The sequence below is a fragment of the Rhodococcus sp. LW-XY12 genome, assembly GCF_019317345.1.
Classification (GTDB): domain Bacteria; phylum Actinomycetota; class Actinomycetes; order Mycobacteriales; family Mycobacteriaceae; genus Rhodococcus; species Rhodococcus pyridinivorans.
Window position 1 is genome coordinate 2,979,975 of sequence record NZ_CP079225.1, and the last position, 17,681, is coordinate 2,997,655.

The 17,681-nt window shown below is 70.2% G+C and carries 20 protein-coding genes and 1 pseudogene; 3 read left to right on the forward strand and 18 right to left on the reverse strand.

Annotated elements, in window-relative coordinates; genetic code table 11:
- Nucleotides 1–20: 20 nt before the first annotated feature.
- From trpC to KXC42_RS13925, 4 genes are all read right to left on the reverse strand, one after another.
- The gene (gene trpC / locus KXC42_RS13910) at nt 21–830 is read right to left on the reverse strand and encodes an indole-3-glycerol phosphate synthase TrpC (RefSeq protein WP_016696041.1); all 810 of its coding nucleotides are present in this window, start codon (nt 828–830) and stop codon (nt 21–23) included.
- A 91-nt stretch (nt 831–921) separates the two neighbouring features.
- Nucleotides 922–1,587, reverse strand: coding sequence for a TIGR02234 family membrane protein (locus KXC42_RS13915; protein WP_006554062.1), 666 nt, complete (start codon nt 1,585–1,587; stop codon nt 922–924).
- Nucleotides 1,584–3,167 (reverse strand): anthranilate synthase component I, encoded by a 1,584-nt coding sequence (locus KXC42_RS13920; protein WP_208635792.1) that lies wholly within the window; start codon nt 3,165–3,167, stop codon nt 1,584–1,586. Before KXC42_RS13920 ends, KXC42_RS13915 begins: the two co-directional genes overlap by 4 nt.
- A gap of 44 nt (nt 3,168–3,211) precedes the next feature.
- Nucleotides 3,212–4,000, reverse strand: coding sequence for a dioxygenase (locus KXC42_RS13925; protein WP_006554064.1), 789 nt, complete (start codon nt 3,998–4,000; stop codon nt 3,212–3,214).
- A gap of 110 nt (nt 4,001–4,110) precedes the next feature.
- On the opposite strand from KXC42_RS13925, the gene KXC42_RS13930 reads away from it, so the two are divergent.
- Complete coding sequence (locus KXC42_RS13930) at nt 4,111–4,596, forward strand: MarR family winged helix-turn-helix transcriptional regulator (protein ID WP_006554065.1); 486 nt, start codon at nt 4,111–4,113, stop codon at nt 4,594–4,596.
- 267 nt (nt 4,597–4,863) lie between these two features.
- On the opposite strand, the gene KXC42_RS13935 is transcribed toward KXC42_RS13930, so the two are convergent.
- The 7 genes and pseudogenes from KXC42_RS13935 to KXC42_RS13965 all read right to left on the reverse strand — a co-directional run bounded on the left by KXC42_RS13935 (nt 4,864) and on the right by KXC42_RS13965 (nt 10,638).
- On the reverse strand, nt 4,864–5,043 hold the full coding sequence (locus tag KXC42_RS13935) for a 4-oxalocrotonate tautomerase family protein (protein ID WP_016935788.1): 180 nt from the start codon (nt 5,041–5,043) through the stop codon (nt 4,864–4,866).
- Between the two features lie 56 nt (nt 5,044–5,099).
- Nucleotides 5,100–5,552, reverse strand: a pseudogene (locus tag KXC42_RS13940) (cutinase family protein); the annotation flags it as partial.
- A gap of 21 nt (nt 5,553–5,573) precedes the next feature.
- Nucleotides 5,574–5,939 (reverse strand): phosphoribosyl-AMP cyclohydrolase, encoded by a 366-nt coding sequence (hisI, locus tag KXC42_RS13945; protein ID WP_006554067.1) that lies wholly within the window; start codon nt 5,937–5,939, stop codon nt 5,574–5,576.
- On the reverse strand, nt 5,936–6,709 hold the full coding sequence (gene hisF, locus KXC42_RS13950; protein WP_006554068.1) for an imidazole glycerol phosphate synthase subunit HisF: 774 nt from the start codon (nt 6,707–6,709) through the stop codon (nt 5,936–5,938). Before hisF ends, hisI begins: the two co-directional genes overlap by 4 nt.
- On the reverse strand, nt 6,706–7,548 hold the full coding sequence (locus KXC42_RS13955) for an inositol monophosphatase (protein WP_033097643.1): 843 nt from the start codon (nt 7,546–7,548) through the stop codon (nt 6,706–6,708). The genes hisF and KXC42_RS13955 overlap by 4 nt, the downstream gene beginning before the upstream one ends.
- A 3-nt stretch (nt 7,549–7,551) precedes the next feature.
- Complete coding sequence (gene priA, locus KXC42_RS13960) at nt 7,552–8,286, reverse strand: bifunctional 1-(5-phosphoribosyl)-5-((5-phosphoribosylamino)methylideneamino)imidazole-4-carboxamide isomerase/phosphoribosylanthranilate isomerase PriA (protein ID WP_006554069.1); 735 nt, start codon at nt 8,284–8,286, stop codon at nt 7,552–7,554.
- 72 nt (nt 8,287–8,358) lie between these two features.
- Entirely contained in the window at nt 8,359–10,638 is a 2,280-nt protein-coding gene (locus KXC42_RS13965) for an excinuclease ABC subunit UvrA (RefSeq protein ID WP_219129173.1), read from the reverse strand.
- Between the two features lie 62 nt (nt 10,639–10,700).
- On the opposite strand from KXC42_RS13965, the gene KXC42_RS13970 reads away from it, so the two are divergent.
- Nucleotides 10,701–11,687: a YafY family protein gene (locus KXC42_RS13970; RefSeq protein WP_033097642.1), complete on the forward strand. Its 987-nt coding sequence runs from the start codon at nt 10,701–10,703 to the stop codon at nt 11,685–11,687.
- Nucleotides 11,688–11,800: 113 nt separating this feature from the next.
- Here KXC42_RS13970 and KXC42_RS13975 read toward each other — a convergent pair whose 3' ends face one another.
- Genes KXC42_RS13975 through hisD form a run of 7 tightly spaced genes read right to left on the reverse strand, consistent with a single transcriptional unit; the run spans nt 11,801 to nt 17,074 of the window.
- A complete protein-coding gene (locus tag KXC42_RS13975; protein ID WP_033097641.1) occupies nt 11,801–12,055 on the reverse strand; it encodes a hypothetical protein in 255 nt (84 codons plus the stop codon).
- Nucleotides 12,052–12,687 carry an imidazole glycerol phosphate synthase subunit HisH gene (gene hisH / locus KXC42_RS13980; protein ID WP_219129174.1) on the reverse strand — a complete coding sequence of 212 codons (636 nt, stop codon included), beginning with the start codon at nt 12,685–12,687 and terminating at the stop codon, nt 12,052–12,054. Before hisH ends, KXC42_RS13975 begins: the two co-directional genes overlap by 4 nt.
- Before the next feature lie 10 nt (nt 12,688–12,697).
- On the reverse strand, nt 12,698–13,855 hold the full coding sequence (locus KXC42_RS13985; RefSeq protein WP_200358157.1) for an MFS transporter: 1,158 nt from the start codon (nt 13,853–13,855) through the stop codon (nt 12,698–12,700).
- 1 nt (nt 13,856) lies between these two features.
- On the reverse strand, nt 13,857–14,012 hold the full coding sequence (locus tag KXC42_RS13990) for a hypothetical protein (protein WP_016696019.1): 156 nt from the start codon (nt 14,010–14,012) through the stop codon (nt 13,857–13,859).
- Between the two features lie 4 nt (nt 14,013–14,016).
- Nucleotides 14,017–14,631, reverse strand: a complete 615-nt coding sequence (gene hisB / locus KXC42_RS13995; RefSeq protein ID WP_006554074.1) for an imidazoleglycerol-phosphate dehydratase HisB — start codon at nt 14,629–14,631, stop codon at nt 14,017–14,019.
- Complete coding sequence (locus tag KXC42_RS14000; RefSeq protein ID WP_006554075.1) at nt 14,628–15,755, reverse strand: histidinol-phosphate transaminase; 1,128 nt, start codon at nt 15,753–15,755, stop codon at nt 14,628–14,630. Before KXC42_RS14000 ends, hisB begins: the two co-directional genes overlap by 4 nt.
- A complete protein-coding gene (gene hisD, locus KXC42_RS14005; RefSeq protein WP_006554076.1) occupies nt 15,752–17,074 on the reverse strand; it encodes a histidinol dehydrogenase in 1,323 nt (440 codons plus the stop codon). Before hisD ends, KXC42_RS14000 begins: the two co-directional genes overlap by 4 nt.
- A 121-nt stretch (nt 17,075–17,195) precedes the next feature.
- Here hisD and KXC42_RS14010 point away from each other — a divergent pair, with 121 nt between their 5' ends.
- On the forward strand, nt 17,196–17,579 hold the full coding sequence (locus tag KXC42_RS14010; protein WP_006554077.1) for a helix-turn-helix domain-containing protein: 384 nt from the start codon (nt 17,196–17,198) through the stop codon (nt 17,577–17,579).
- The last annotated feature ends 102 nt before the right edge of the window (nt 17,580–17,681 follow it).

A 17,681-nucleotide genomic window follows, 5' to 3' on the forward strand; every position in this document is an offset into this window, starting at 1 on the left:
GTCCGGACCGGCCGGGACGGTCAGCGTGCGGGCTTGGGGCACGACGGATGCGTGCCCACCGTCACCAGTTCGGCGACTGCCTGGCGCGGATCCCCACTGGTCACCAGTCCCTCTCCGACGAGCACCGCGTCGGCGCCGGCACCCGCGTACGCGAGCAGATCGGCCGGGCCGCGGACACCGGATTCGGCGATCTTGAGCACGTTGCTGGGCAGGCCCGGCGCGATGCGCGAGAAGGTCGTCTTGTCGACCTCGAGGGTCTTGAGGTTGCGGGCGTTGATGCCGATGACGGTGGCGCCGGCCTCGAGGGCACGGTCGGCCTCCTCCTCGGTGTGCGCCTCGACCAGCGCGGTCATGCCGAGCGACTCGACGCGGTCGATCAGCGCCGTCAGGACGGTCTGCTCGAGGGCCGCGACGATGAGGAGCACGATGTCGGCGCCGTGTGCCCGCGCCTCGTGGATCTGGTAGGGACCGACCACGAAATCCTTGCGCAGTACGGGAATACGGACAGCGCGACGGACGGCGTCGAGGTCGGCGAGGCTGCCGTGGAATCGGCGTTCCTCGGTGAGAACGCTGATGGCGCGAGCGCCTCCGGACTCGTACGCTGCTGCGAGTTCGGCGGGATCGGCGATGTCGGCGAGAGCACCCTTCGAGGGGCTGGCACGCTTCACTTCGGCGATGACCGCGATGCCCGGTTCGCGCAGCGCGGCCTTGGCGTCGATCGGTGGGGGCGCGGCTGCGGCGGCAGCCTTGACGGACGCGAGATCGAGGGCCGCCTCACGGGCGGCGACGTCTGCTCGCACTCCTTCGAGAATCGAATCGAGAACTGTCATCGTGGCTCGAGTCCTTTCCCACCCTGCTCAATCCCGATGTGATCAAGCTCATCGGATCTGTCTAGAAGAGTAGTGAAGTGGTTTACAGCGGTCACCGGCGGGTGCCCGTATCACCCTCGCCACCGTCGTCGGTGGGATCCTCACCTGCGTCCAGTGCGTCCCACAGACCGCGTTCGGACAGGGGTTCATCGTTCTCGGCGCGCCGGGCGGCCGCCTCGCGACGTGCTGCCGGGGCGTCGTACTTCGACGACAGTCCGGCCGCCTCGCGCGGGGTGCGCCACAGCGTCACCGCCGCGGCGAGGGCCGCGACGGCGCCGACGATCGCAAGGACGGCGGGCAACGGATAGGTCTCGACGGCGGTCACGGTCGCGCGGTCGGGCAGCGCGGCCACACCGGCCGCGGTCTCGGGGTCTGCGTCGCCGGTGAGCAACCGGACGGCGGGGATCGCGGCGGCGACGGCGACGGCCGCGACCACGAGCGAGACGAGACGCAGCGCGAGTCCGCGCACCGCGAAGACGGCGGCGACCGCCGCGAGCAGCACGAGAGCGAGCGGGGTCAGTGCCGCCGCCCAGCGGCCACCCTCGAGGTCGTCGACGCGGTCGATCCCGAGTCCGTCGGACGAGACCGCGGTGACCCACGTCATCCGGCTCGACGCCCAGAGCAGGGCCGCACCGACCCCGAGCAGCAGGGCGGCGATGACGGTCGGCCGGCGCCGGCGTCCGGTGGTGGGGCCGGCGTCCGGCGTCTCCGCGGTCACCGTGCGTCACCGCCGTAGGTGGTGAGGGTGGACGCGGCGGCCACTGCGGCGAGGGCGGACATGGCCTTGTTGCGGGCCTCGGTGTCCTCGGCCTCCGGATCGGAGTCGGCGACGATGCCGGCACCCGCCTGCACGTAGGCGACGCCGTCCTTGACGAGCGCGGAGCGGATCGCGATGGCGGTGTCGGCGTCGCCCGCGAAATCGAGATAGCCGACGATGCCGCCGTAGATGCCGCGGCGGGTGGGTTCGAGTTCCTCGATCAGTTCCATCGCGCGCACCTTCGGCGCCCCCGACAGGGTCCCGGCGGGGAAACACGCCGTGACGGCGTCGAGGGCGTGTTTGCCCTCCGCGAGTCGCCCGGTGACCGTGGAGACGAGGTGCATCACGTGGCTGTACCGCTCGATGTGGCGGTAGTCGTGCACCTCGACGGTGCCCGGCGTGCACACCCGGCCGAGGTCGTTGCGGCCGAGATCGACGAGCATGAGGTGCTCGGCGTTCTCCTTCTCGTCGTGGACGAGGTCCTTCTCGAGCAGGATGTCCTCCTCCTCGTTCGCGCCGCGCCACCGGGTCCCTGCGATGGGATGGGTGGTGGCCACCCCGTCCGAAACCGTCACGAGCGCCTCCGGGCTCGATCCGACGATCGAGAAGGCCGTCTCACCGTCCGGGCCGGGGATGTGGAGCAGAAACATGTACGGGCTGGGGTTGGACGCGCGGAGCATCCGGTAGACGTCGATCGGCTCTGCGTCGCAGTCGATCTCGAAGCGCTGCGAGAGCACCACCTGGAAGGCCTCACCGGCCTCGATGTCGCCGATCAGTTTGCGGACGTCCGTGCAGAACGACTCGGTGGTGCGCTGGCGGCGGTAGTCGGGTTCGGGCCGCGAGTAGGTCGCGACGGTGGCCGGTGCGGGCGCGGCGAGGGCCGCGGTCATCCGGTCGAGGCGGGCGACGGCGTCGTCGTAGGCTTCGTCGACGCGCTCGTCGGAGCCGTCCCAGTTCACGGCGTTGGCGATGAGCCAGATCATGCCCTCGTGGTGGTCGACGGCCGCGAGGTCGGTGGCCAGCAGCATCACCATTTCGGGGATCTGCAGATCGTCCTCGGCGAGCGTCGGCAGCTTCTCGAGATGGCGGACGACGTCGTAGCCGAGATAACCGACCATGCCGCTGGTCAGGGGCGGCAGTCCGTGGATGCGGTCGGTGTGGAGCAACTGGAGGGTCTCGCCGAGGACGTCGACGGGGTTGCCACCCGTGGGCGCGCCGGCCGGGACGTTGCCGTACCAGGCAGCGTCGCGATCGACGACGGTCAGCGCGGCCGGGCTCCCGGCGCCGATGAACGACCACCGCGACCACGACCGGCCGTTCTCCGCCGACTCGAGCAGGAAGGTTCCGGGGCGGTCGGCCGCGAGCTTGCGGTAGGCCGACAGCGGGGTCTCCGCGTCCGCGAGCACCTTGCGGGTCACCGGGACCACGCGGTGCTCGGCGGCCAGCTGGCGGAACTGCTCGCGGGTGGTCGTCGAATCGGAACGGCCGCCACCCGAGGAGTCGGTGGTGGCTGCGGGAATGGTGGTGGGCTCGCCGGACATGCGCCCCATCATCCCAGGGACCTCGTCCGGCTCTGCAGCCGCCGTCAGGCGACCTGGAACGAGCGCTTGGCCAGGCCCATCCAGAAGCCGTCGACGACCTGGTCGATGCCGTGGCCGGGGGCGTCGGAGGCACCGAGGGTGACGAACAGCGGAGCGAAGTGCTCGACCGACGGATGCGCGTAGGGCATGCCCGGTGCGCGGTGCCGGAAGTCCAGCAGAGCGTCGACGTCGCCGCGCGCGAGTTGCTCGGCGGTCCAGTGGTCGAACTCCGACGACCAGCCCGGCGCGGCGGCCTCGGGCCGCGGGTCGCGCAGGAAGGGCAGACCGTGCGTGGTGAACCCGGACCCGATGATGAGTACGCCCTGCTCACGCAGCGGACGCAGCCGGGCGCCGAGGTGCAACAGCCGTTCCGGGTCGAGGGTGGGCAGGGAGATCTGCAGCACCGGGATGTCGGCGTCCGGGTACATGACGGTCAGCGGTACGTAGGCACCGTGGTCGAGTCCTCGGTTCGGCTGCTGCACCACCGGTTCGTCGTCGGGCATCAGTGCCGCGACCTGCCGGGCCAGTTCGGGCGCGCCGGGGCTGGTGTAGGTCACCTCGTAGAAGCGGCGCGGGAAGCCGCCGAAGTCGTACACGAGCGGGGTGCCGGTGATCGTCGACCCGATGGTCAGCGGAGCGGATTCCCAGTGCGCCGAGACCACGAGGATCGCTGTGGGTCGCGGCAGGTCGGCCGCCCAACGCTGCAGCTGCGAGACCCACAGTTCGCTGTCGACGAGCGGCGGGGCGCCGTGACTGAGGAACAGGGCGGGCGTGGTCGCGGAATCGATGGTCATGACATCCCCTCAAGTTGAAGCTTCAAGTATCATAGAGGAGAACCCGTCGCGCGGCCATTCCCATTCCCCGACCGGGTGCGACAGCGAAACCGAACGAGCGAGGAGCAGGCATGAGCAACGAGGACCCGCAGTGGCTCGATCCGGCGCAGCAGAACGCCTGGCGGGCGCTCGTCTCCGTCGTCACGCGACTGCCGGCCGCGCTCGACACCCAGATGCAGCGCGACTCCGACATGACGCACTTCGAGTACTTCGTCCTCGCGCTGCTCTCCGAGCACCCCGAGCGCAGGCTCCGTCTCAACGCCCTCGCCGCCGAGGCCAACGCGTCGCTGTCGCGGCTCTCGCACGTCGTCACCCGCCTCGAGAAGCGCGGCTGGGTGCGACGCGAACCGGTTCCGGGCAGTCGCGGTTCGTACGCAGTGCTCACCGATGCCGGCTACGACACAGTAGTCGAAGCGGCACCGAGCCACGTGAAGGCGGTGCGCAGGCTCGTGTTCGACGGCCTCGACGACAACCAGGTCCGCGCGCTCGCGCGCCTGGGCTCCGCCCTGGTCGAGCAGATCGACGAAGGTATCGCCGGCGGTATCGGCAAGGCCTGAGCCGCCGCTCGACGACCCTCCCGCGCGTGTTCGTAGGTCACGCCGATCCCGTCGTGGATCCGGATGCAGTCCTGCACCAACTCGCTGCCGTACTGCCCGATGTAGGCCTTTGCGGCACAGAAGAGTTCGTCCGCATCGGGGCTCGATGTCGCGACCGCACGCCCCTTCACCCCGTCGTCAGAAGACAGCACTCTCAATACAGAGAACACTAGTCTCATCGGATAAGAAACGGGTACGCGAGGACGGACTCGGGTGGACCGAGTCGGTTCAGCCGAGCGGAGTTCCGCCCACGCCCCAGTTCTCGCGGGGCACCTCGGTGATCGTCACCCACACCGACGACGGATTCTTGCCCGAGGCCTCGGCGTACGCGCGGGTGACCGCGGAGATCACCTCGGCCTTCTGCTCGTCGGACAGGCCCGGCGTCTGGCTGATCTGGATGAGAGGCATGCGGGCATTGTTGCAGCCCGTCGCACGACCCGCTGATCGGTCCTGCGCCGCGTCCGTCACGGTACAATCCGGACCTCCGTCGTCCGCGGATGCTCGACGAGCGCAACCATCGCATCGACGAACGGGACACCGTCGACCACCGGCGTCGAATAGTGCTGGCGCAGAGCGCAATAGCCCTCGATGCGGCCCGCGGCGCCCGTGGGATCCGACAGCGGATCGACCATGTCGCACACGGCGTCGCCGGCGGCGCACACGGTGGCCACCGGAACGTCCCCGAAGCCCGCTCGCGCCCCGCTCGGCGAGATACCGGGCAGGGCGGCGGGCACCACGACCTCCGCGCCGGTCCCGGACGTCCGCGGATCGGCGATGAGCAGACCGGAGAGATCGGCCGGTCGGTCGGAGGCGTGCGCGAGGTCGGCGAGGACGTCACCGGCCACAGCGGCGCCCTGCGAGAAACCGACGATGCGCACCGCGGCCTCAGGGCACTCCGTCTGCGCCCGCACGACCTGCCGGTGGAGTTCGGCGACCGGCTACTCGGCGATCTGCGGTGCCTCGAGTAGGACGTCGGTATCGAAGCAGGTGTGCGTGCCGGTGTGGCAGGCGGCGCCGACCTGGTCGACGACGAGCAGCACCGTGTCGCCGTCGCAGTCGAGACGCACCTCGTGCACGTACTGGGTGTGCCCGGACGTCTCGCCCTTGACCCAGTACTGCTGCCGCGACCGCGAGTAGTAGGTGGCCTTGCGGGTCGCGAGGGTGCGGGCGAGCGCCTCGTCGTCCATCCACGCCATCATCAGCACGGCGCCGGTGGCCCGCTCCTGCACGACGGCGGCGAACAGACCGTCGTCGTTGCGCTTCAGCCGGGCGGCGATCGCCGGATTCAGGATGTCGCTGCTCATCGAACCGTGATCCCTTCCGCACGCATCGCGTCCTTGACCTCGCCGATCGTCAGCTCCCGGAAGTGGAAGACGCTCGCGGCGAGCACCGCGTCGGCACCGGCCTGCACGGCGGGCGCGAAATGCTCGACGGCTCCGGCGCCCCCGGAGGCTATGACGGGCACGTGCACGGCCCCGCGCACGGCCTCGATCATCTTCAGGTCGAATCCGTTCTTCGTGCCGTCGGCGTCCATCGAGTTGAGCAGGATCTCGCCGACGCCGAGTTCCTCGCCGCGCCGGGCCCACTCGACCGCGTCGATCCCCGTACCGCGGCGGCCGCCGTGCGTGGTGACCTCCCAGCCGCTCGGCGTCGGTTCCTGACCGGCGGGCACGGTGCGCGCGTCGACCGACAGCACGATGCACTGCGAGCCGAAGCGCTCGGACATCTCGCGCAGCACCTCGGGCCGGGCGATGGCCGCGGTGTTGACCGAGACCTTGTCGGCGCCGGCACGCAGCAGCCGGTCGACGTCCTCGACGGTGCGGACGCCGCCTCCGACCGTGAGCGGGATGAACACCTGCTCGGCGGTGCGCGTGACGACGTCGAGCATGGTGCCGCGGTCGCCGCTCGACGCGGTGACGTCGAGGAAGGTCAGTTCGTCGGCACCCTGCTCGTTGTAGAGCGCGGCGAGTTCGACCGGGTCACCCGCATCGCGCAGGTTCTCGAAGTTGACACCCTTGACCACCCGCCCCGCGTCCACGTCGAGGCACGGGATGACCCGCACGGCCAGTGTCATGTTCGATCTCCTTCGGAACCCGACTGCTCGGCCACGGACCGTTCCGTCGCCGACTGCACAATCTTCAGTATCTCGCCGTGCACTCCGGGCGCTGCAGCGACCACCGATCCGGACCCGATCCGCCAGGGCCGGCCCGCGAAGTCGGTGGCGATGCCACCGGCGGCCCGCACGAGTGCGACACCAGCGGCGTTGTCCCAGGGGTGGTGGCCGAACACGACGGCACCGCCGATCGCGCCTCCCGCGGTGAACGCGAGGTCGGCACCGGTGGAGCCGTGCATCCGCAGCCGGGCGACGCGCCGGCTCAGCTCGGTGATGACGGCGAGACGCCGGGTGCCGGGCACCCGACCGCGACTGTCGATGTCGAAACTGCCGACCGCGATCATCACGTCCTCGAGCCGCGCCGGTTGCAGCGGTTCGGTGGGCTCGCCGTTCACGAGCAGCGGCCCGTCGGCGATTCCCGCGAAGCGCTGATTCGTCAGCGGCAGCCACGTGAGGCCGAGGACCGGTTCGCCGTCCTCGACGAGAGCGAGGAGGATCCCGGCCATCGGCAGCCCGGCGGAGTAGTTGATGGTGCCGTCGATCGGGTCGAGCAACCAGACGGTGCCCTCCCCCGCGGACGGGCCGCCGAACTCCTCACCGTGCACGGGGATACCGGTGCGCTCGGCGAGGGCACCGGAGATCCGCCGCTCGAGTTCGAGATCGAGGTCGGTCGCGAAGTCGTTCGGCCCCTTGTCGACGGAACGCGGCGCACCGTGCCCGGCGACGAATCGTTCCGCGACCTCGTCGAGTACACCGCTCGCGACGGCGAGCAGCCGGTTCAGGTCTGCGGGATCGGCCATGGGTCAGCGCGAGACGGCGTCGAGCGCCTCGGTCAGCGTGAATCGGCCCGCGTACAGCGCCTTTCCGATGATGGCACCTTCGACACCCTCGTCGACGAGCGTCGCGATGGCACGCAGGTCGTCGACGGTCGAGACGCCACCGGAGGCGACGACCGGCGATTCGGTGGCCGCGCACACCTCGCGGAGCAGGTCGAGATTGGGGCCGGAGAGGGTGCCGTCCTTGGTGACGTCGGTGACGACGTAGCGCGAGCAGCCGTCGCGTTCGAGGCGTTCGAGCACCTCCCACAGGTCGCCGCCGTCGGAGACCCAGCCGCGGCCGCGCAGCCGCCACTGGCCGTCGAGGAGCTTGACGTCGAGGCCCACGGCGATGCGGTCGCCGAACTCGCCGATGACGCGCGAGCACCACTCGGGATTCTCGATCGCGGCGGTGCCGAGGTTGACGCGGGCGCAGCCGGTCGCGAGGGCGGCGGCGAGGGTCTCGTCGTCGCGGATGCCGCCCGACAGCTCGACCTTCACGTCGAGTTCGCCGATGACCTCGGCGAGGAGGGCGCGGTTGTCGCCGCGACCGAACGCCGCGTCGAGGTCGACCATGTGCACCCATTCGGCGCCGGCGTTCTGCCATTCGAGGGCGGCGTCGCGGGGCGAACCGTAGCCGGTCTCGCTGCCCGCCTCTCCCTGAACGAGGCGAACTGCTTCACCGTTGACGACGTCGACTGCGGGCAAAAGGACCAGGCTCACTGCGTACACATTAGTGCCTGTACCTGTGACATCGCCAAACGCGTGGCCGGGGCGCCGGGAAAGCGCCGTGCGTCATGCCGACCGTGCTGCGTCGAGGGCCCGGCAGGTCGGGGTCGGACGGCCGGTGTACTCGTCGACGGCCCCCTCGTACAGCACGGTTCCGCCGTGCCGTCCAGGTCCCGGCCCGAGGTCGACGATGTGGTCGGCGTGCCGGATCACGTCGAGGTGGTGTTCGATGACGACGACGGTGTGCCCTCGGTCGACGAGGTCGTCGAAGACGCACAGGAGGGTGCCGACGTCCTCGGCGTGCAGGCCGGTGGTCGGCTCGTCGAGGACGTAGAGGGTCGGCGTCTTCGCTCGTCCGAGTTCCTTGGCGATCTTCACCCGTTGACACTCGCCACCGGAGAGCGTGTCGAGCGACTGTCCGAGGCGGAGGTAGTCGAGGCCCACCCCGGCGAGCGCACTCAGTCGGTGCGCGATCTCCGCGTGCGGCAGTTCCTCGATGGCGCGACCGACGGTGAGGTCGTCGACATCGGCGATCGACAGGCCGTTCACGGTGTGCCCGAGCACCTCGGCGGTGAACCGGCGGCCGTGGCAGGTGTCGCAGACGACCTCGCGTCCGTCCATGAAGGCGAGGTCGATGTACACGACACCGGCCCCCGTGCAGGTCGGGCACGCACCCGCCGAGTTCGCGCTGAACAGGCTCGCCGGCACACCGTTGTGTTCGGCGAACATCCGCCGCAGGGTGGGTGCGATGCCGGCGTAGGTGATCGGGGTGGAGCGGCGATTGGTGCTCACCGGCCGCTGGTCGACCACCGTGGCGTCGTACTGATCGACGAGTTCGGCTGCGAGACTGGACTTTCCCGAACCAGCGACCCCGGTGAACACGGTGAGCACGCCGGTGGGGATCCGCACCGTCAGGTCGCGGAGGTTGTTGCGACACGCATCGGCGATCGTGAGACGACCGGTCGCCTCGCGGGCGGGGTGACCGCGGCCGATGTCGCGCCGCAGCGATCGGCCGGTGGGAGTGTCGGCCGTTCGGAGCCGGTCGAAAGTGCCCTGGAAGACGAGGCGACCACCGGACGAGCCCGCACCGGGACCGATCTCGATCACCTGGTCGGCCCGGGCCATCACGCTCGGGTCGTGTTCGACGACGAGGACGGTGTTGCCGCTGTCGCGGAGCCGTTCGAGGAGGTCGATCATCGTCTCCACGTCGGCGGGATGCAGACCGACCGTTGGTTCGTCGACGACATAGGTCATCTCCGTCAGGCTCGACCCGAGGTGCCGGACCAACTTGATCCGTTGCGATTCGCCGCCCGAGAGCGTGGTGGTCGCCCGGGCGAGCGCGAGATAGCCGAGGCCGATCGTCACCATCGCCTCGAGACGGCCCACCAGTGCGGACACCACAGGTGCGGCGCGCGAGTCGTCGATCGTGCGCACGAATTCGAGCAGCTCGATGATCTCGAGGCGGGACAGCTCCCCGATCGTGCGGCCGCGAAGGGTGACCGCCCGCGCGGCCGCGTTCAGCCGTTCTCCGGCGCAGTCCGGGCACGTCTCGGCGCGGGTGAAACGTCGGATGACGTCCTGTTTGCGTTCGGAGAGGTTGTCGGAGGTGTGCAGGTGGATGCGCTCGAACCTCTCGACGACGCCCTCGTATCCGTCCGGCGGTTTGTGGCCCAGCGCCGCTGCGGCCTCGCCGCCGTAGAGCAGTGCCTCCCGCTCGGCGGGCTTCCACTCGCGCAGGGGTGTGTCCGCGTCGAAGGAACCGATGTCGGCGTACTGGGAGTACCAGTACCCACCGTTGCCGAAGCCGGGCACCAGGATCGCGCCCTCGGCGAGGGACCTGTCGAGATCGAGGAACCGCTCGACGGCACTGACGACGATCTCGCCGAGCCCGGAGCAGGTCGGGCACATCCCGGTGGGGTCGTTGAACGAGAAGCGGTTCGACTCCCCGAGGACGGGTGTGCCCACACGGGAATACAGCAGCCGCAGATAGGTCCAGGTGTCGGTGATGGTGCCGACCGTCGAGCGGGCGTTGCCGCCGAGGCGGCGCTGGTCGACGACGATCACCGGCGTCAGACCGTCGATGTGGTCGACGTCGGGTCGTGTCCACTTCGGCAACCGATTGCGCGTGAACGGCGGGTACGTCTCGTTGAGCTGGTAGCCGGCCTCCGCGGCGATCGTGTCGAAGACGAGCGACGACTTCCCGGAGCCGGACACCCCGACGATCACCACGAGCCGGTTGCGCGGAACGGTCAGATCGACGTCGGCCAGGTTGTGGGTGCGGACGCGACGGATCGTGATGGCGCGGCCTCGCACTGCCGCCTCGGTGGTCGTGACGGTGGTGGTCATGGATTCGACGCTACGACCGGTTGCGGCCGGATCCTGACCGCAACCGGTGGGAGGATGACGGCATGGCGGACGTCACCGAGCGGATGCTCGCGTTGTTGTCGATCCTGCAGACCGGACGCGCGATCGGCGGGGACGAGCTGGCCCGGCGGCTGCAGGTGAGCCGCCGGACGCTCCGCCGCGACGTCGACCGGCTGCGCGGCTACGGATATCCCGTCGAAACCCGCTCCGGGCCCGGCGGTTTCTACCGTCTCGCGTCGGGACGTTCGATGCCGCCGCTGGTGCTCGACGACGACGAGGCCGTCGCGGTGCTGCTGGGGCTCGGCGCTCTCGCCGCGACCGGGCCGGCCGAAGGCGGACTGGACGACGCTGCCACCCGCGCCTACGGCAAGCTCGACCAGTTCCTGCCCGCGCGGCTGCGCCCGCGGGTCGCGGCCGTCCGCAGCGCGGTGGAGACGAGTGCGCTGCAGGCGCCCAGCGTGTCGGCGGAGCTGCTCGGCTCCGTGGCGGAGGCGATCGCACGGTGTGACACGCTCACCTTCGACTACGTCGACGCGCAGGGCTCGCCGACCTCGCGCAGGGTCGAGCCGTACCGGCAGGTCCACCACCTGCTGCGGTGGTACCTCCTCGGATGGGACGTCGATCGCGAGGACTGGCGGGTCTTCCGCCTCGATCGTGTGCGCGACCTGCTCCGCACCGGCCGACGGTTCGCACCCCGCCGACTTCCCGCCGGGTCCGCCACGGAATACCTGCGGCAAGGACTCCGGCAGGGGCGGACACCGGTGCACCTGGACGTGGCGGCCTCGGCCACGCACGTCGCCGACGCGCTGAAGTACCAAGACGCCGAGATCCGGCCGACGGGTGACGACCGGACCGAGGTGCACCTCGCGGTCGAGTCGTGGCAGTGGCTCGTCCTCGCGCTCGCCACCCTCGACGCCGACGTCCGGATGCGCGCGGACCCGGAGATCGTCCGGGCCTGCGCGGTGTTCGCCGATCGTCTGCGCGCGGCGGCGCAGGACGCCGTCGTCCCCTCCGAGGACGGCGCGAGGTGAATCTGGGCGCGGCAGATCGATTTCGAGTTCCGCACAGCTGCGTTACGAAGCTCCTCGCGCGCCCGACCGGGGTTCGCTACCGCAACACGCCGGGCGAAATCCGGTTCGGCGCGTCAGCTTCCGGGGCGGTCGTCCTCGGCGGGACCGAAGGCGCGGCGGGCCGACCGCGTCGACACGACACCCATCGCCACGACGGCCGCCACGATGCCGACGAGTGCGACGACCAGCCCGACGACCGGCGTGGGACGGACCGCCACGACGACGATCGCGGTGACGAGCAGCACGACGGTCGCCGTGCCGACGGACATCAGGGCGTGACGGCCGAAGGAGAAGTCTCCGCTCGACCGGCCGCGCCGCGGGTCGGTCACAACGAGTCGACCCAGTTCTTCAGCAGCTGCGCGCCGGCGTCGCCGGACTTCTCCGGGTGGAACTGGGTGGCCGACAGCGGACCGTTCTCCACGGCGGCGACGAACCGGCTGCCGTGTTCGGCCCAGGTCACCTTCGGCGGGGCGAGGCGCTCGGGAGCATCCAGTTCCCACGTGCGGGCGGCGTAGGTGTGGACGAAATAGAACCGGGTGTCGGCGTCCATGCCGGCGAAGAGCACCGAATCGGCGGGGGCCTCGACGGTGTTCCAGCCCATATGCGGCAGCACCGGCGCGTCCAGACGCTCGACCGTGCCCGGCCACTCCCCGCAGCCCTCGGTCTCGATGCCGTGCTCGACGCCGCGTTCGAACAGGATCTGCATGCCGACGCAGATGCCGAGCACCGGGCGTCCACCGGCGAGGCGGGTGCCGATGATCTTGTCTCCGCCGACGCTGCGCAGGCCCCTCATGCACGCGTCGAAGGCGCCGACGCCGGGGACGACGAGTCCGTCGGCGACGAGCGCGATCTTCGGGTCGGCGGTGACCTCCACGTGCACGCCGGTACGGGCGACCGCCCGCGTGGCGGAGTGGAGATTGCCCGAGCCGTAGTCGAGGACGGCGACCGTGGTTGCGCTCATGATGTCGATTCTATGTGGTGGGACGGGGACGTTCCGACGGCCCGGCCAGTCGGGCCAGCAACGGCAGCGCCGGAACCAGGACGGCGGCCGCGGCGAAGGCCGCGGAGTATCCGGCCACGGCTGCCACCGCGCCGAGGGCGAACGAACCGGCGCCGGTGCCCGCATCGAAGCCGATGTTCCAGGCGGCGCTCGCCGAGCCGGTGTTGCCGGCCCCGGCGCGACTGAACGCGACGAGCAGCGCCTCGTTCTGCACGACACCGAAGCCGAAGCCGAAGGCGATCGCGGCGACGATCAGCAGTATCGCTCCCCCTCGGTCGTCGGCGACGAGTGCGAAGGGAATCATCGCCAGCCCCGCCAGGCCGAGACCGACGGGCAGCAATTTGCCGGCGCCGATCCGGTCGGCGACCGAACCGGCCGCGTACCGTCCGATCAGCGAGGCCGCGCTGAGCACGGCCAACGCCGCCGCGACGGGCAGACCGGCGACCGCGATACGCAGCAGCGAGGTGAGACCGCCGTAGGCGATCGCACCCGCGCCGACCGCGACCAGCGGGAACAACAGCACGACCGGAGGCACTCGTCGCGCCGTCCGGGATTGTTTCGCGGTCAGCCGTGGCAGACGGATCGCGGCGAGCAGACCGGCGGACGAGATGATCGCGCCGAGCACGAACACCGGCGTGGTGGAGAACCGCTCGGCGATCGCCAGCCCGGCGGGCAGACCGATCGTCTGGGACGCGGCGATGGCGATGCCGAGCATGCCGGTGGCCCGGCCGAGCAATCGCGGCGGCGCGAGTTCGCCGACGAGGGCGGCCGCCGCCACGGTGATCATGCCGAAGCCGATACCGCGCAGCGCGGAGATCCCGAGCACGGCCGCCGGGGCCATCGACACGAGGAACAGCAGCGACGGCGGCCCGAGGAACAGGCAGCCGGCCACGAGCGTCGCGCGGTGACCGAACGCGCGCAACAGTCGCGGCATCGCGAGCTGGGTGAAGACGGTGGTGAACATGAACACCGCCGTCACCGACCCGGCGAGCATGTCGCTGCCGCCGGCCTCGGCGATCGCCCACGGCACGACCGGCAGCAGCAGCGAGAAGCCGCCGAAGGCCGCAGCGGACGTCGACCACGCCGGGATCAGACCACGAACGGTGAACAGTCCTTGTTGTTCCGCCACGTCAGAGCAGCCGGAAGACGCCCGCGGCGGCGGCCAGCACGGTCAGAGCCAGCAGCACACCCGCGAACAACGTGTTGCGCGCCTTCCACATCGACCACGTTCCGCCTGCCGCGAATCCGGCCACGATGAAGCACAGGTAGGTGAGGACGACATCCATATGGTCAGAGACTGCCCTTCGTCGACGGGATGCCGGTCACACGCGGGTCGGGTTCGACGGCCTCGCGCAGCGCGCGGGCGACCGCTTTGAACTCGGCCTCGGTGATGTGGTGCGGGTCGCGGCCGTAGAGCACCCGCACGTGCAGGGCGATGCGGGCGTGGAAGGCGAACGACTCGAACACGTGCCGGTTGATCACCGTCGAGTAGGGCACGCCGGGATATCCCCCGATCACCGAGTGCACCATGTAGTCGGGTTCACCGGTGAACACGCAGTAGGGACGGCCGGAGACGTCGACCGACGCGTGCGCGAGGGTCTCGTCCATCGGGATGAAGCAGTCGCCGAAGCGCCGGATGCCGCGCTTGTCGCCGAGGGCCTGACCGAAGGCCTGGCCGAGGACGATGGCGGTGTCCTCGACGGTGTGGTGGGCCTCGATCTCGATGTCGCCCTGCGCCTGCACGGTGAGATCGAACGAACCGTGCTGGCCGAGCGCGGTGAGCATGTGGTCGTAGAACGGGATCCCCGTGGAGATCTCGGTGCGGCCGGTCCCGTCGAGGTCGATCTCGACGGTGATGCTCGATTCCTTGGTGGTGCGTTCGACGCGCGCGATGCGGTCGCTCATCGGGTTTCCTCGATTTCCGTGGCCGCGAGCTTCTCGCTCACTCGCAGCAACTCGTCGTTCTCGTGGGTCAGGCCGATCGTGGTGCGCAGGTAGCCGGGGATCCCGACGTCGCGGATGAGTACACCCTCGTCGAGATACCGCTGCCAGGTGGCAGGGGCGTCCGCGAAGCGGCCGAACAGGATGAAGTTGGCGTCGGAGGGGATCACGTCGTAGCCGAACCGGGCGAGTTCGGCGGCGACGCGGTCGCGCTGGGCGGCCAGTTCCGCAACCGACGCGAGAGTTTCGGCGGCGTGCCGCAGGGCCGCACGCGCGGCGGCCTGGGTGATGACCGACAGGTGGTAGGGCAGGCGCACGAGCAGCAGCGCGTCGATCATCGCGGGGGCTGCGGCGAGATAGCCGAGCCGTCCACCGGCGAAGGCGAACGCCTTGCTCATCGTCCGCGAGACGACGATCTTCGTCGGGTACTCGTCGATCAGCGACAGAGCGCTCGGCTGCGAGGAGAACTCGACGTACGCCTCGTCGACGATCACGATGCCGGGGGCGGCGTCGAGGATCACCCGCAACTGGTCGAGCGGGATGCTGTGTCCCGTCGGGTTGTTGGGGCTGGTGACGAAGACGACGTCGGGCCGCCGCTCGCGCACGGCGGCGGCGGATGCGTCGACGTCGAGGGTGAAGTCGTCGCGCCGGTAGGTGGCCAGCCACTCGGTCTGGGTGCCGTCGGCGATGATCGGGTGCATCGAGTAAGACGGCACGAAGCCCATCGACGTGCGCCCGGGGCCACCGAAGGCCTGCAGGAGCTGCTGCAGGATCTCGTTGGAACCGTTCGCGGCCCAGACGTTCTCGACGCCGAGGGGAACACCGGACGCCTTCGTCAGATAAGCGGCGAGGTCGGTGCGAAGCGCGACCGCGTCGCGGTCGGGATAGCGGTGCAGCTGCGTCGCCGCCTCACGCACGGCCTCGGCGACGTCGTCGACGAGCGCCTGCGTGGGCGGGTGCGGGTTCTCGTTGGTGTTGAGCTGGACGGGCACCGTCAGCTGCGGTGCACCGTAGGGCGACTTGCCGCGCAGATTCTCGCGCAACGGCAGGTCGGCGAGGGTGATGCGGGAGCCGGGGATCTGGGTCACTTCAGCGCCTCGAATCGCAGACGGACGGCTTCACCGTGGGCGGGCAGGTCCTCGGCGTTCGCGAGGGTGATGACGTGACCGGAGACGTCCTTCAGGGCCGCCTCGGTGTACTCGACGACGTGGATGCCGCGCAGGAAGGTCTGCACGCTCAGGCCCGACGAGTGCCGGGCGCAGCCGGCGGTGGGCAGCACGTGGTTCGATCCGGCGCAGTAGTCGCCGAGGGAGACCGGCGCCCACGGCCCGACGAAGATCGCGCCCGCCGACCGGACACGCGCGGCGACCTCGGAGGCGTTCTCGGTCTGGATCTCGAGGTGCTCGGCGGCGTAGGCGTTGACGACCTTCAGGCCCTGCTCGATGTCGTCGACGAGGACGATGCCGGACTGGCTGCCGGACAGCGCGGTGGTGACGCGCTCGCGGTGCTCGGTGAGCTCGAGCTGCGCGGCGAGCGCGGTATCGACGGCGTCGGCGAGGTCGGTGCTGGTGGTGACGAGCACCGAGGCGGCCATGACGTCGTGCTCGGCCTGACTGATCAGGTCGGCGGCGACGTGCACCGCGTCGGCGGTGTGGTCGGCGAGGATCGCGATCTCGGTGGGACCGGCCTCGGCGTCGATGCCGACGACCGCGCGGCACAGCCGCTTGGCGGCGGTGACGTAGATGTTGCCGGGGCCGGTGATCATGTCGACCGGGGCGAGTTCGGCGCCGTCGGTGTCGGTGCCGCCGTAGGACAGTAGTGCGACACCCTGTGCGCCGCCGACGGCCCACACCTCCTCGACGCCGAGCAGGGCCGCGGCGGCGAGGATCGTCGGGTGCGGCAGTCCGCCGAAGTTCTTCTGCGGCGGCGAGGCGATGACGAGCGATTCGACGCCGGCGGCCTGCGCCGGCACGACGTTCATCACGACCGACGACGGGTAGACCGCGTTGCCACCCGGCACGTAGAGGCCGACGCGTTCGACCGGCACCCAGCGTTCGGTGACGGTACCGCCGGGGACGACCTCGGTGGTGACGTCGGTGCGGCGCTGGGCCGCGTGCACGACGCGCGTGCGCGCGATGGCCTCCTCGAGAGCGGCACGGACGGCGGGGGCGAGTTCGGCCAGCGCGCGGCCGAGTTCCGCGGCGGGAACACGTACCGAGGCGGGGCGGACCCCGTCGAACTTCTCGCAGTAGTCGAGCGCGGCCTCGGCGCCGCGATCGCGTATGTCGTCGACGACGGGACGGACCTGATGGAGCACCGCGTCCACATCCACTCCGCCGCGGGGCAGTGCGCCCCTGAGCTCCGCAGTGGTGGGAGTACGACCGCGCAGGTCGGTGCGGGCAAGCATGAGGTGTCCTCTCTCGTCGAACAGGGGTCACCTTCTACTATCTCGCATCGAGTGGTGACGTTCGAAGTCGCGCCCGCGTGAGGATGCTCTCGACACGGATCACCGTGCTTATGCTGACGGCATGGACGAGGACGAGTCGCGCCCGAGCACGTTGGGCGAATTGATCCGCCGCCAGCGTGAGCTCGCAGAACTGCCCATGCGTCAACTCGCGGCGATGGTGGGCATTTCGAATCCGTACCTGTCGCAGATCGAGCGGAACCTGCGGGCGCCGAGCGAGCGTGTGCTGCAAGCGATCGCCGAACAGTTGCACCTGTCAGCGGACACCCTCGCGACCCACGCGCAGGCCGACGACGGAGCGGAGTCCGCGGTCCTGCGGGCGATCCGCGAGGATCCCGACCTGACCAATCCCCAACGGCGTTCGCTCGAGGAGATGTACGAGGCGTTCCGCGAGGTCACCGTCGCGCGCCGTCGGCGTGGTGGAGGACGCGAACCCGACGAGAAGTGAGCATTCTCACAATCGGTACCGAGTGCGTTCGTGCGCCACCCAGCGTCCGAGGTCAGCCCGATTTCGTCGCCTCATCGACGAACATGCAGGTAGCACGTACCT

Bases quoted from the DNA above. Each gene is read 5' to 3' on its own strand.
- KXC42_RS13970 (WP_033097642.1), top strand. From the start codon at position 10,701: ATGGCGGACGTCACCGAGCGGATGCTCGCGTTGTTGTCGATCCTGCAG.
- KXC42_RS13935 (WP_016935788.1), bottom strand. From the start codon at position 5,043: ATGCCTCTCATCCAGATCAGCCAGACGCCGGGCCTGTCCGACGAGCAG.
- hisB (WP_006554074.1), bottom strand. From the start codon at position 14,631: ATGAGCGACCGCATCGCGCGCGTCGAACGCACCACCAAGGAATCGAGC.
- hisI (WP_006554067.1), bottom strand. From the start codon at position 5,939: ATGAGCAGCGACATCCTGAATCCGGCGATCGCCGCCCGGCTGAAGCGC.
- KXC42_RS13920 (WP_208635792.1), bottom strand. From the start codon at position 3,167: ATGTCCGGCGAGCCCACCACCATTCCCGCAGCCACCACCGACTCCTCG.
- KXC42_RS13990 (WP_016696019.1), bottom strand. From the start codon at position 14,012: ATGGATGTCGTCCTCACCTACCTGTGCTTCATCGTGGCCGGATTCGCG.
- KXC42_RS13965 (WP_219129173.1), bottom strand. From the start codon at position 10,638: ATGACCACCACCGTCACGACCACCGAGGCGGCAGTGCGAGGCCGCGCC.
- hisH (WP_219129174.1), bottom strand. From the start codon at position 12,687: ATGAGCGCAACCACGGTCGCCGTCCTCGACTACGGCTCGGGCAATCTC.
- trpC (WP_016696041.1), bottom strand. From the start codon at position 830: ATGACAGTTCTCGATTCGATTCTCGAAGGAGTGCGAGCAGACGTCGCC.
- KXC42_RS14010 (WP_006554077.1), top strand. From the start codon at position 17,196: ATGGACGAGGACGAGTCGCGCCCGAGCACGTTGGGCGAATTGATCCGC.
- KXC42_RS13930 (WP_006554065.1), top strand. From the start codon at position 4,111: ATGAGCAACGAGGACCCGCAGTGGCTCGATCCGGCGCAGCAGAACGCC.
- KXC42_RS13955 (WP_033097643.1), bottom strand. From the start codon at position 7,548: ATGGCCGATCCCGCAGACCTGAACCGGCTGCTCGCCGTCGCGAGCGGT.
- hisD (WP_006554076.1), bottom strand. From the start codon at position 17,074: ATGCTTGCCCGCACCGACCTGCGCGGTCGTACTCCCACCACTGCGGAG.
- hisF (WP_006554068.1), bottom strand. From the start codon at position 6,709: ATGACACTGGCCGTGCGGGTCATCCCGTGCCTCGACGTGGACGCGGGG.
- KXC42_RS13925 (WP_006554064.1), bottom strand. From the start codon at position 4,000: ATGACCATCGATTCCGCGACCACGCCCGCCCTGTTCCTCAGTCACGGC.